We start from the raw sequence: 11714 nt of genomic DNA, 5'->3' as shown, positions 1-11714 counted from the left end.
GGACGATCGGCAGCGCGAGCCGGTGGATCATCCGCGGCAGGAACGGCGGGATCAGCGGCTGGGAGACGCGCCGCGCAGCCTCGGTGGTCTCGCTCATGCGGACTTGTCCAGGCAATAGACGAACGCATTGACGTTTTCGTTCGGGGGCGAGTGATTCGGAGTCTTGATGACGTCACCGCTCCCGTCGTGCTTGTTCACGACGAATTGGCAGGCGATCCAACTGCCGTCTCCTTGCGCTACCAGGTTGGCCGGGATGCCGGGTTTGGTCGAACTCAATACTTTGCTCCAGGGCAAGGGCACGTTGAGGGCCTGCTGCGGATGGGAGTTCTCGTCGAGGTAGTTGATCGTTGCCGTGCTGCCCGGTGAGCCCCAGACCTCGAGGGTGATCGTCTTGGCGTTGAACTGGTCGAGGACCTCGCCCGACGTGCCGCCACCGAACGAACCTTTGTGAATGCCGAAGACACCGTGCAGCCGGTGGACGACGAATCCGGACAGCGCGACGACAGCGACGACCGTGAGCACGAGCCAGAAGCGGGTGAACAGACTGGACAAGCCGCGCCGTTTGGCCGCTCGGCGTACGGGCTGCTTGTCTCCGGTGGATCCCTGGGTCGCCAACGGCTCGGTCCTCGGCTCGGTGGTCGTCATGGGCGCTTCTTCCAATGTCTGAACCTGGTGTGAAGGGTGCTCAACTAGTTAGCCTGTGTGTAACCTTAGCTACTCTAACGGGAATAGGCGACTAGAAAGAAAACGGCCACGGCGGGTGTTGAAGACCGTAGCGCGAGTCCGGATCCGCGGCTCGGCCGGGCGAGGAGGATCGGTGACGATGGGTGCCAGGACGACAGTTCGACACAGACTCAACAAAGGTACTATTCAGCCCATGAAGGTCACGGGTGTTGCGGTCGCCGCCATCGCCGCGGCAATCAGCTTGTCTGCGCCGGCCTACGCCGACCCGGACACCGATTTCGACAACCAACTCGGTCGGTTCGGCATCTATGCGCCGCACGACTACAGCCCGTACCTGGCCAAGATCGCCTGCCACCGGCTGGGAGTCGGCGTTGATCCCGACGCTGCGGCCTCCGCACACTTTCTCTCCATCAACCTTCCCCGGGGCACCACCCAGGTACAGACGTACCAGTTCCTCGGTAGCGCCATCGCTCAGTACTGCCCCGACCTCCAGGGCAAGCTCCAGCACATTCCTGGCACCTAAAGCGCGTTAGGTTTTGACGAACCCTCGCGGCAGCGTCAGCGGTAGATCCGCGTAGGTGGCGATGCCCGGCGCCGCGGCAACCACCGCTGGAATTGCGTTGATGGCGGGCACCGCCGTCATGATGTGCCCGAGATCCATGAATTCTTCGATCGTCGTGGCCTCGAAGTAGGGCGGCGGCAGGAAACCAACCTTGGTGGTCACTGTCGGCTGACCATCGACCTGGATGACCCAGCCATCACCGTCGATTTTCCAGTCCGGCTCAAGCGTCTGGCCTTTGCGCCACCGGACATTGAGGTCGATGACGGTCTTGCCGTCGAGGATCCCCTGCCAGCTGATGTAAACCCCGGCCACACAGCCGGCGGGGATGGTCCACGACGCCATCTCGAGATCCGCTGTGGTCTGGGCGAATTCGGCTTCACACCGGATGTCGTCGAGTTCGATGCCGAGAGCATCGCCCACCAGCGCTACGGCCTCAGCGAAGATGGCGGTGCCCTTGGCGGCCATCGCCTGCAGGTCCGGGTGATCGATCGGCTGGCCGAAGCCCACCGGCTTCTCGGTTTCCGGTGAGTCGTAGAACGTGGTGTCGGCGGCTTCGTTGACGGTGACCTTGTCGACCCGGTTGCACACCATCGCCGACACGATGGCCAGCAGCTCGGCGAAGCCCGGGCTCACCCCCGACCCGAACATCGTGGAGCCGCCCAACTCGGCGGCCTCGACGATCCGGTCGCGGCCGTCGCCCAGGTTTCTCCCGGTGATGAACGACGCCGTGGTCACCACGTTGACGCCGGCCGACAGAATGCGGACCAGCTCATCGACGTTGATCCACATCGGGTTGTAGACAACGCAATCCGGCTTCAGCGCGAGCAGGGCGTCGATGTCGTTGGTGGCGGCAACTCCCAGCGGCGCGATGCCGACCAGCTCGCCGGCGTCACGCCCGGCCTTCTCCGGCGACCAGGCGAAGCACCCGACCAATTCCAGCAGGGGATTGTCCGCGATCGATTTAAGGGAGCTCTTGCCGACGTTTCCGGTGTTCCACTGAACTACTCGATAAGTGTTTGGCACTCGCTCAGCATAGGGCTCGGTCGATCTCGGGCGGGCGGCCGAACCGGGAATGGCTCGGTCAGCCGCCTGATCGACGGCTGGCTGGATTCGGCGGCCGGCTCACTCGTCGACGGCGACGCCGCGGGGCGAACGCCGACGCCGATGTGACGCTTTTCCGGTCGGTCGCCGATTGCGTAGGCCACCCGACGAATCGTCGGCAACGGTGTCGTCTGCGTCTTCTACGGCGGGCACTTCTTCGGCCGTCGACTCGGCTTCCACCGCAGCCGACTCGACCTCGGGGCTTTCACCGGCGGCGTCGTCTTGAGGTTCGTCAGCCTCGTCGGAGTCTTCGCCGTCCGCATCCGCACTTTCTTCGGCGTCGTCGTCCGTCTTGCGGCGGCGGCGTTGCTTCTTCTCTTTCTTGTCTTTCTTGGGCTTCAGCGGTTTCGGCGGAGGCGGCGGCAACTCGGCGACGAACGACAGGTAGAAGGTGAAGATACCGAGCACCGCGATCGCGGCCGCGGCACCGTAAATGCCGAACAGCCACTGGCCGACGCTGTCCAGGTTCAGCCAGATTTCGCTGATCGCCGTGCCGACGATCAGCACGCCGGCTATCACGTGGGCCACCACCGACCAGGTGCGCAGCGTCAACGCGAGCGCCGGTGTGCCGAACTCCGGCTTGCGCGACTGCAGCAGTGTGAACACCACCGGCAGTGCTGCCAGTGCGATCAGCACGCCGGCGCTGATCCGCGCCGCGGTCCCCAGAGCGTGTGAGGTGTCGCCCATCAACTCGGGCCACCGCGGCAACACAAAGAAGAAGTAGAGGACCCCGGCTGCGACCGAAGACGTCGCGTGCCAGAACGTGGCGGCCCTGCGTCCCATGCTCCTCCTCGAGCTGATGATCCGGAAGTGACCAGACCCTACCAATCAGGCCTGGTCACATCCCGGACTAAGTGCGGAGGATGCGGGATTTGAACCCGCGAGGGCTATTAACCCAACCCGCGTTCCAGGCGAGCGCCATAGGCCACTAGGCGAATCCTCCGTCGGCCATGGTAGCCGAGCGCAGGTCAGGGTCTTCGGGCAATGGAACCGGAGCCGGGTACTAGACTCTCGGTGGACCCCGCGCGGCGTCCATCCTGTGAACTCCCCCAGGGCCGGAAGGCAGCAAGGGTCAATGGGCTCTGGCGGGTGCGCGGGGTCCCCTATATGGCGCCCCCTTTGTGGAAGGCGCAGCGGAACGATGAAAGGCGGATGGTGTCGTACGGCTCGTTCAGCTCCCTAGGCCGTACCGATCTCGAGGCACTGCATGCCCGCCATCAGCAGGACTACGCCGAGCTGCAATCCAAGAAGCTCGCCCTCGACCTCACCCGCGGAAAGCCCTGCAGCGAACAGCTTGATCTGTCCAACGCTCTGCTGAGCCTGCCCGGGTCCGACTACCGCGACGGCGAGGGCACCGACACCCGAAACTACGGCGGGCAGCACGGCCTCCCCGAACTGCGCGCCATCTTCGGCGAACTGCTCGGCATCCCGGTGCAAAACCTGATCGCCGGCAACAACGCGAGCCTTGAACTGATGCACGACGTCATCGTGTTCTCGATGCTGCACGGCGGGGTGGATTCGCCGCGGGCATGGAAAGACGAACCCACGGTCAAGTTCCTCTGCCCGGTGCCCGGTTACGACCGGCACTTTGCCATCACCGAAACCGTCGGCATCGAGATGATCCCGATCCCGATGCGCGAGGACGGCCCGGACGTAGATCTGATCGAGGAGCTGGTCGCCGTCGATCCGGCGATCAAAGGCTTGTGGGCGGTCCCGGTGTTCGCCAACCCCACCGGCATCACCTACTCGTGGGAAACCGTGCGACGGCTTGTCCAGATGAAAACGGCCGCTGAGGATTTCCGGCTTTTCTGGGACAACGCGTACGCGGTGCACACCCTGACGCTGGACTTCATCCGCCAGGTCGACGTGCTGGGCCTGGCGGCCGCCGCGGGCAACCCCAACCGTCCGTACGTCTTCGCATCGACGTCGAAGATCACCTTCGCCGGTGCCGGCGTCAGCTTCTTCGGCGGATCGCTGGGCAACATTGCCTGGTATCTGCAGTACGCCGGTAAGAAGTCGATCGGGCCGGACAAAATCAACCAACTAAGGCACCTGCGCTTCTTCGGCGACGCCGACGGTGTCCGGTTGCAGATGCTGCGTCACCAGCAACTGCTGGCGCCCAAGTTCGCGCTGGCGCTGGAAATTTTGGACAAGCGGCTGAGCGAATCCAAGATCGCCTCCTGGAACGAGCCCGAAGGCGGCTACTTCATCAGCCTCGACGTGCTGCCCGGCACGGCGCGGCGCACGGTCGCGCTGGCCAAGGACGCGGGTATCGCCGTCACCGAAGCGGGCGCGTCGTTCCCGTACCGGAAAGACCCGGACGACAAGAACATCCGGATCGCGCCGACGTTCCCGCCGGTGTCCGATCTGAACAACGCGATCGATGGGCTGGCGACGTGCGCGTTGCTGGCCGCGACCGAGTCGTTGCTGAACCACAGTTAGCTCGCGTCAGCCTGCCTCGGTAGCGTGAGCGACCGTGGCCCTCTACCGCAAGTACCGACCGGCGACCTTCGCCGAGGTGGTGGGGCAGGAGCACGTCACCGAGCCGCTGTCGACCGCGTTGACGGCGGGCCGAATCAACCACGCATACTTGTTCTCCGGTCCGCGCGGCTGCGGCAAGACGTCGTCGGCGCGCATCCTGGCCCGCTCGTTGAACTGCGAGCAGGGGCCGACGGCCACGCCATGCGGCGTCTGCGATTCCTGCATCGGCCTGGCGCCCAACGGGCCCGGCAGCATCGACGTCGTCGAACTCGACGCAGCCAGCCACGGTGGCGTGGACGACACCCGTGAGCTGAGAGACCGCGCGTTCTACGCGCCGGCCCAGTCGCGCTATCGGGTTTTCATCGTCGACGAGGCGCACATGGTGACCACTGCGGGCTTCAACGCGCTGCTCAAAATCGTCGAGGAGCCGCCCGACCATCTGATCTTCATCTTCGCCACCACGGAGCCGGAGAAAGTGCTGCCGACCATCCGCTCGCGCACCCACCACTATCCGTTCCGGCTGCTGCCGCCGCGGACCATGCGAGGGCTGATCGAGCGGATCTGCGCCCAAGAGGATGTGGTCGTCGACGACGTCGTGTACCCGCTGGTGATCCGGGCCGGTGGCGGGTCTCCCCGTGACACGTTGTCGGTGCTCGACCAGTTGCTGGCCGGTGCCGAAGGAAATCGCGTGACCTACCAGCGCGCATTGGGCTTGCTGGGTGCCACCGATGTGGCGTTGATCGACGAGGCCGTCGACGCGCTAGGCGCCGTGGATGCGGCGGCGCTGTTCGGGGCGGTGGAATCGGTGATCGACGCCGGTCACGACCCCCGCCGGTTTGCCACCGATCTGTTGGAGCGGTTCCGCGATTTGCTTGTGCTGCAAGCAATTCCCGACGCCACCTCTCGGGGTGTGGTAGACGCTCCCGAAGATGTGCTGGAGCGGATGCGTGAGCAAGCGACCCGGATCGGTCGTGCGACGCTGACCCGCTATGCCGAGGTCGTGCACGCCGGGCTGACCGAGATGCGGGGGGCGACGGCGCCTCGTCTGCTGCTCGAAGTGATCTGTGCGCGGCTACTGCTGCCGTCGGCCAGCGATGCCGAATCGGCTCTGCTGCAACGTGTCGAGCGGATCGAAACCCGACTGGACATGTCGATTCCGGACGAGGAGAAGCCCGAGCGGTCCGCGCCTGTGCGGCGTTCGGAACCCGCGCCGCCGCCCCCGTCGCCGCGTGCTGCGGCGGCCGAACCGGCGCCCACACCGTCTCCCGCGCCGGTCCCCGAGCCGTCGCCGGAGCCGAGCCCACCCGAGCCCGAGCCCGTCGTGTCCGAAGAGGTCCCGGTCGTTGCAGGCTCGGCCGAGCCGAATGCGGCCGCGGTCCGCACGTTGTGGCCGACGGTGCGCGACAAGGTCCGCCAACGCAGTCGCACTACCGAAGTGATGCTGGCCGGTGCCACCGTGCGGGCGGTCGAAGGCAACACCTTGGTGCTGAGCCATGAATCGGCACCCCTGGCCAAACGGTTGAGCGAACAGCGCAATGCCGACGTCATCGCCGAAGCCCTCAAAGATGCGTTGGGTGTGGACTGGCGGGTGCGGTGTGAAGCCGGCGCCGCGAGTCCGGCACTCGAAGCGCCGGTCGCGCCGCCGCGTCCGGTCGAGCGTCCGTCGCGCAGGATGGTTCCGCCGCCGCCCCCGTCGACCGAAGCTCCGGCCGACTCGGATACTGACGAACGGGCCGAAGAAGAGAGCATGCTCGCCGAAGCCGGTCAGGACGACGCGTCGACACCGCGCCGCGATCCCGAAGAGGCCGCTCTCGAGCTGCTGCAGAACGAGCTGGGCGCACGCCGCATCGATAACGGCGCCTAGGGCTCGAGCGGCCACCTATACGCTGGTCGGCGATACAAGCCCGCGCAGAGGAGTTACGCCTAATGGGATACGTCAGTGCAGCCAGCACGGTCCTGATCAACGCTGAGCCCGCCGCCGTGCTGACCGCCATTGGTGATTACCGGGAAGTCCGGCCCAAGATCCTGTCCTCGCACTACCACGACTACCAGGTGCTTGAAGGTGGGCAGGGACAGGGAACCGTCGCCAGTTGGAAGCTGCAGGCCACCAAGTCACGCGTCCGCGACATCAAGGCCAATGTCGATGTCGCCGGCCACGCCGTCATCGAGAAAGACGCCAATTCGACCTTGGTCACCAACTGGACGGTGGCTCCCGCCGGACCGGGCTCCAGCGTCACCGTGACCACCACGTGGAAGGGTGCCGGAGGTGTGAAGGGTTTTTTCGAGAAGACGTTCGCCCCGCTCGGTCTGAAGAAGATTCAGGCCGAGGTGCTGGCCAACCTGAAGCGGGAACTCGAGAGCTGAGCCGCTCAGGGTGCCGGAGTTTGGCCACCTAGGAAGGCGGCAACGCCCCTGACGACGGCGTCGGCATACTTCTGCCGGCCCTCGGGGCTTTCCATTAACCCCGAGTCGACCGGGTTCTTCATGTTGCCGCACTCGACCAGGACGGACGGATACTGCGCCAGGTTCAGCCCGGCCAGGTCCGACCGCCCATACAGGCCGTCCTGGCCGATATAGCTGGCCGGTGGGATACCCGACGCTTGTAGCTGGTCGCGCATGACCCGGGCGAATTGCACCGCGGGTCCGGCCTGGGCCTGGTTGAGCGGCGGCGCGGAATAGTTGACGTGAAAACCTCGCCCGCCGGGGGGACCGCCGTCGGCGTGGATGCTGACGACCGCGTTCGGATGCAGCGCGTTGGCCATCGCGGCCCGTTGGTCGACACACGGGCCGACCGTGGAGTCGTCGCCACGCGACATGGCCGTGCGCGCCCCGAGCGCGTTGAGCGCGGCCCGAATGCGCAGCGTGGTGTCCCAGGTGAAGGTGTGCTCCGGGTAGCCGTCGTTGGTGGTTGTCCCGCTGGCCTGGCAGTCTTTGGTACCACCGCGACCGGTGGGCACCTGGCGGCTGATGGATGCGTCGTTGGCGCCGTTATGACCGGGATCGAGGAACACGATCATGCCGGCGATGCTGCCGGGCGCCGCGATGGCACTCGGCAGTGTCGGTGCGACGACGACGGCGGCAAGGAGGCCGACGGCTCCCAGCACCGCCGAAGCCCCGACACGCAGGCGATGAGAAATGCGCACGGCGCCACATTAGCCCGGCGCCGTCTACGCTTGGAACTCTGAACCGCCCGCACGACGCAGGCGAAACCAAGTCGATACCAAGACGCAAGGGGACTGTCATGCAACCCGGAGGCCAGCCCGACATGTCGGCGTTGCTAGCCCAGGCACAGCAGATGCAGCAGTCGTTGATGGCTGCCCAGCAACGACTCATCAACTCCGAGGTGCACGGCGAGGCCGGAGGCGGTCTGGTCGAGGTCACCGTCAAGGGCAGCGGCGAGGTCGTCGCAGTGAAGATCGATCCCAAGGTCGTCGACCCCGACGACGTCGAGACGTTGCAGGACCTGATCGTCGGCGCGCTCGGTGACGCCTCGAAGCAGGTCGCGACCCTGGCCCAAGAGCAGCTGGGTCCGCTGGCCGGCGGCATGGGCGGTGGCGCGCTGGGTGTTTGAAGGACCGGTCCAAGATCTGATCGACGAGCTCGGCAAACTGCCGGGTATCGGGCCTAAAAGCGCGCAGCGCATCGCTTTTCACCTGTTGTCCGTCGAGCCGCCGGACATCGACCGGCTCACTGCGGTGCTGGCCAAGGTCCGCAACGGCGTGCGGTTCTGTTCGGTGTGCGGCAACGTTTCCGACGACGAGCGATGCCGCATCTGTGCCGATCCGCGCCGGGACGGCACACAGGTCTGCGTCGTCGAGGAGCCGAAGGATGTGCAGGCCGTCGAGCGCACCCGCGAATTCCGCGGGCGCTACCACATTTTGGGCGGGGCGCTGGACCCGCTGTCCGGCATCGGTCCTGAGCAGCTCCGGATTCGCGAGCTGCTGAACCGGATCGGCGAGCAAGTCGACGGCGTGGACATCACCGAAGTGATCATCGCCACCGACCCCAACACCGAGGGCGAGGCGACTGCCACCTACCTGGTGCGCATGCTGCGCGACATTCCCGGTCTGACCGTGAGCCGGATCGCGTCCGGTCTGCCGATGGGCGGCGACTTGGAATTCGCCGACGAGTTGACCCTGGGCCGCGCGCTGACCGGCCGCCGCGCAATGGTCTGACGGGGCGTTCCGTCACACCGGCAACTCTGGCACCGGGACCGACCCAATAGGTGATGTTCCAATCGAGCACCACCGGCGATATCAGCGGCCCGTGATATCGCCGGTGGTCCCAAAACAAAAATAGAGTGGCGCCCCTCAGGCCCGTAAACGTTCCCGTCTGAGCAGCTCCACCTCGGGCAGATCCAGCGGCGCGAGCTCACCGACCACCTTGCTGAGCAGCAGGTCGGCGAACTCGGGATTACGGGCCAGGCACGGCCCGTGCATGTAAGTGGCGAACACGCTGCCCTGCACCGCGCCGTCGATCCCGTCGCCGGCGCGGTTGCCCGCGCCCTTCTTCACCGCGCCCAGCGGGGCCGCGGCCTCGCCGAGGACCGTTCCGCCACGGTGGTTTTCGAACCCGGTCAACGGCGCGGTCACACCGGCCAGCAGCGGCGTGGTGACCAGCTCACCGATGGTCCGCGCCGGTTGCGGCGATGTGGTCAAGTCGAGCAGTCCCACGCCGTCGACCCGTTCGCCCGCCGACGTTTCGTACCAGCGGCCCAGCACCTGAATGGCCGCGCAGATTGCCAGCACCGGCGCGCCGCGGCCCGCGGCGCGCTGCAGACCCGGATGGCGGATCAGGTGCTTGGTGGCCAGCCGCTGTGCGTAGTCCTCGGCCCCGCCCAGCGTGTACAGGTCGAGGCTCTCGGGCACCGCGTCGGCCAGCGTGATCTCGACGATCTCCGCGGCGATGCCCCGCAGTCGCAGGCGTTGCCGCAGCACCGCCGCGTTTCCCCCGTCGCCATAGGTCCCCATCACGTCGGGTAGCACGAGCCCGATTCGGACCGACGAGTCAGCCATTGCGGGCCAACCGGCGTTGCAGTTGCAGGAAAGCGGTGTAGTTGGCGACGACCTCGACGGGTCCGGGCGGGCAGGACGCGATGGCGGCCATCGTGTCGTGCACCAGGGTGTGCTGCACGTCGGCGTAGCCCAATCGCACTGCGAGGTCGGTGCCGCGTTCGCCGGCTGCCACTACGTCGGTGTTCTCACGGTGCTGTTGCTCGCCGGATTCCCCTCGTGCCTCACTAGGCTCACCGGCGAGATGCTCGAAGCGCACATCCCACAGCCAAGACAGGTCTTCGCCGTCGGGCACCTGCCCGTTGACCGCGATCACCACCCCGGCCGCATCCTTGTTCACCATCGACAGGGCTTCCTGCCAGCCGGCGGGGTTCTTGGCCAACAACATTCGCACGGTGTGCGCGCCGACCTGAATCGTCCGGTATCGCCCGGCGACCTCGTCGACGCCGGACGCGGCCGCCACCGCCGCGGCCGGATCTGCGCCCAGCGCGACGGCGGCCGCCACCGCCTGCGCGGCGTTGCCCCGGTTCACCGCGCCGGGCAGCGCCAGTCGCATTGGCAGCGCCAATCCATCTGGGCCGTAAAGGTTTTCGTTGTCGAACCACCACTGCGGGCTGGGCCGTTTGAAGTCGGCCCCGGTGGAATACCAGTGACCCTGTTCGCGGACGATCACCTCGCCGCTGCGCGGGCAGCTGACCGAGTCGGCCGCCCAGCTGCCGCCCGCGGCAACCCAGACCACGTTGGTGTGGTCGTAGGCGGCCGAAGTCATCAACACGTCGTCGCAATTGGCGACGACGACCGCATTCGGGTGCGCGGCCAGTCCGGCCCGCAGCCTGCGCTCGATCACGTTGATCTCCCCGACGCGGTCGAGTTGGTCACGGGACAGGTTGAGCAGGATGACGACGGCAGGCTCGACCGCGTCGGCCACATGCGGGACATGCATTTCGTCGACCTCGAGAACTGCCAGCGCTGCGCCGCGGTCAGCGGCCAGCGCGGCCACCAGGCCCGCGTCCATGTTGGCGCCTTCGGCGTTGGTGGCCACGTCGCCGAGTGTGCCCAGGGCTGCCGCGGTCATCCGGGTCGTCGTCGACTTGCCGTTGGTGCCGGTGACGACGACGGTGCGCCGACCGGTCCCGAGCTGACGCAGAATCGAGCGATCCAGGGTCATCGCCACCAAGCCGCCGATCATCGCACCGGCCCCCCGGCCAGTCACCCGGGATGCCCATCGCGCGCAGGCTCCGGCGGCCAGGGCGAGTCGTCCTCGGGCGGTGATCACGCGAGAAAGCTTAAGGGCGATCGCAAGCTCGGCGCTTTCCCGGGCGCAGCGGGTCGGCCCGTCAACTCAGCTGCACGACACGAGGCGCAGCGACCCGGCGATATCGGCTCGACGTGAAATCCTCCATTCATGCGGCACACTTCGACCACGATGCCCTGGGGTCGGCCGTGCACTGAACCCGACGCGGGTTGGGCCGTCATCGACGTCGAGACCTCCGGCTTCCGGCCGGGCAGCGCTCGCGTCATCAGCCTGGCGGTGCTCGCACTCGACGCCGAAGGTCACGTCGAGCAGTCGGTGGTGAGCCTGCTCAATCCGGGCGTCGATCCCGGTCCCACCCACATTCACGGGCTGACCGCCGAGATGCTCGAGGATCAGCCGCAGTTCAGCGAGATCGTCGGCGACGTCGTCGAGCTCGTGCGCGGACGCACGCTGGTCGCGCACAACGTCGCCTTCGACTACGGCTTCCTGACTGCGGAGGCCGAGCTGGCCGGCATCGCGCTGCCGATCGACAGCGTCATGTGCACGGTGGAGCTGGCCCGCCGGCTGGAACTGGGCACCGACAACCTGCGGTTGGAGACTTTGGCGGCGCACTGGGGTG

General features: G+C 66.6%; 13 protein-coding genes, 1 tRNA gene and 1 other RNA gene. 8 read left to right on the top strand and 7 right to left on the bottom strand.

Annotated features, from left to right (window positions below; genetic code table 11):
• Positions 1–93: 93 nt before the first annotated feature.
• Complete coding sequence (locus VGH54_RS16465) at positions 94–645, bottom strand: MmpS family transport accessory protein (protein WP_331513133.1); 552 nt, start codon at positions 643–645, stop codon at positions 94–96.
• A 232-nt stretch (positions 646–877) separates the two neighbouring features.
• On the opposite strand from VGH54_RS16465, the gene VGH54_RS16460 reads away from it, so the two are divergent.
• Positions 878–1207: a DUF732 domain-containing protein gene (locus VGH54_RS16460; protein WP_331513132.1), complete on the top strand. Its 330-nt coding sequence runs from the start codon at positions 878–880 to the stop codon at positions 1205–1207.
• A gap of 6 nt (positions 1208–1213) precedes the next feature.
• Here the strand turns inward: VGH54_RS16460 and VGH54_RS16455 are convergent, their stop codons facing one another.
• The 3 genes from VGH54_RS16455 to VGH54_RS16445 all read right to left on the bottom strand — a co-directional run bounded on the left by VGH54_RS16455 (position 1214) and on the right by VGH54_RS16445 (position 3290).
• Positions 1214–2269: a dihydrodipicolinate reductase gene (locus VGH54_RS16455; RefSeq protein ID WP_331513131.1), complete on the bottom strand. Its 1056-nt coding sequence runs from the start codon at positions 2267–2269 to the stop codon at positions 1214–1216.
• A 99-nt stretch (positions 2270–2368) separates the two neighbouring features.
• On the bottom strand, positions 2369–3130 hold the full coding sequence (locus tag VGH54_RS16450; protein ID WP_331513130.1) for a hypothetical protein: 762 nt from the start codon (positions 3128–3130) through the stop codon (positions 2369–2371).
• A 74-nt stretch (positions 3131–3204) separates the two neighbouring features.
• Positions 3205–3290: transfer RNA gene (locus VGH54_RS16445), tRNA-Ser, on the bottom strand.
• Between the two features lie 70 nt (positions 3291–3360).
• Between VGH54_RS16445 and ffs the strand changes: the two genes are divergently transcribed.
• The 4 genes from ffs (at position 3361) to VGH54_RS16425 (ending at position 7192) form a co-directional block, all read left to right on the top strand.
• Positions 3361–3455, top strand: an RNA gene (ffs, locus tag VGH54_RS16440) — signal recognition particle sRNA small type.
• Between the two features lie 47 nt (positions 3456–3502).
• On the top strand, positions 3503–4789 hold the full coding sequence (locus VGH54_RS16435) for an aminotransferase class I/II-fold pyridoxal phosphate-dependent enzyme (RefSeq protein WP_331513128.1): 1287 nt from the start codon (positions 3503–3505) through the stop codon (positions 4787–4789).
• Between the two features lie 34 nt (positions 4790–4823).
• Positions 4824–6692, top strand: a complete 1869-nt coding sequence (locus tag VGH54_RS16430) for a DNA polymerase III subunits gamma/tau (protein WP_331513127.1) — start codon at positions 4824–4826, stop codon at positions 6690–6692.
• 62 nt (positions 6693–6754) lie between these two features.
• Positions 6755–7192 carry an SRPBCC family protein gene (locus VGH54_RS16425; RefSeq protein ID WP_331513126.1) on the top strand — a complete coding sequence of 146 codons (438 nt, stop codon included), beginning with the start codon at positions 6755–6757 and terminating at the stop codon, positions 7190–7192.
• Positions 7193–7197: 5 nt separating this feature from the next.
• Here the strand turns inward: VGH54_RS16425 and VGH54_RS16420 are convergent, their stop codons facing one another.
• On the bottom strand, positions 7198–7932 hold the full coding sequence (locus VGH54_RS16420) for an Rv3717 family N-acetylmuramoyl-L-alanine amidase (RefSeq protein WP_331513135.1): 735 nt from the start codon (positions 7930–7932) through the stop codon (positions 7198–7200).
• Positions 7933–8069: 137 nt separating this feature from the next.
• Here VGH54_RS16420 and VGH54_RS16415 point away from each other — a divergent pair, with 137 nt between their 5' ends.
• Together VGH54_RS16415 and recR are read left to right on the top strand one after the other, a co-directional pair.
• Complete coding sequence (locus VGH54_RS16415; RefSeq protein WP_331513125.1) at positions 8070–8399, top strand: YbaB/EbfC family nucleoid-associated protein; 330 nt, start codon at positions 8070–8072, stop codon at positions 8397–8399.
• Positions 8392–9003, top strand: a complete 612-nt coding sequence (gene recR, locus VGH54_RS16410; protein ID WP_331513124.1) for a recombination mediator RecR — start codon at positions 8392–8394, stop codon at positions 9001–9003. Before VGH54_RS16415 ends, recR begins: the two co-directional genes overlap by 8 nt.
• Positions 9004–9138: 135 nt before the next feature.
• Here recR and VGH54_RS16405 read toward each other — a convergent pair whose 3' ends face one another.
• Together VGH54_RS16405 and VGH54_RS16400 are read right to left on the bottom strand one after the other, a co-directional pair.
• Complete coding sequence (locus tag VGH54_RS16405; RefSeq protein ID WP_331513123.1) at positions 9139–9843, bottom strand: type 1 glutamine amidotransferase; 705 nt, start codon at positions 9841–9843, stop codon at positions 9139–9141.
• Entirely contained in the window at positions 9836–11116 is a 1281-nt protein-coding gene (locus VGH54_RS16400; protein WP_331513122.1) for a Mur ligase family protein, read from the bottom strand. Before VGH54_RS16400 ends, VGH54_RS16405 begins: the two co-directional genes overlap by 8 nt.
• Positions 11117–11266: 150 nt before the next feature.
• Between VGH54_RS16400 and VGH54_RS16395 the strand changes: the two genes are divergently transcribed.
• On the top strand, positions 11267–11714 hold a 448-nt coding region (locus VGH54_RS16395), incomplete at its 3' end, for an exonuclease domain-containing protein (protein ID WP_331513134.1).

This window comes from Mycobacterium sp. (assembly GCF_036488105.1).
Taxonomy (GTDB): domain Bacteria; phylum Actinomycetota; class Actinomycetes; order Mycobacteriales; family Mycobacteriaceae; genus Mycobacterium.
This window is presented reverse-complemented; position numbering and strand designations above follow the sequence as displayed.

Excerpts from the sequence above, each read along its gene's own strand:
- VGH54_RS16450 (WP_331513130.1), bottom strand. The coding sequence starts at position 3,130 with ATGGGACGCAGGGCCGCCACGTTCTGGCACGCGACGTCTTCGGTCGCA.
- VGH54_RS16465 (WP_331513133.1), bottom strand. The coding sequence starts at position 645 with ATGACGACCACCGAGCCGAGGACCGAGCCGTTGGCGACCCAGGGATCC.
- VGH54_RS16460 (WP_331513132.1), top strand. The coding sequence starts at position 878 with ATGAAGGTCACGGGTGTTGCGGTCGCCGCCATCGCCGCGGCAATCAGC.
- VGH54_RS16405 (WP_331513123.1), bottom strand. The coding sequence starts at position 9,843 with ATGGCTGACTCGTCGGTCCGAATCGGGCTCGTGCTACCCGACGTGATG.
- VGH54_RS16425 (WP_331513126.1), top strand. The coding sequence starts at position 6,755 with ATGGGATACGTCAGTGCAGCCAGCACGGTCCTGATCAACGCTGAGCCC.
- VGH54_RS16415 (WP_331513125.1), top strand. The coding sequence starts at position 8,070 with ATGCAACCCGGAGGCCAGCCCGACATGTCGGCGTTGCTAGCCCAGGCA.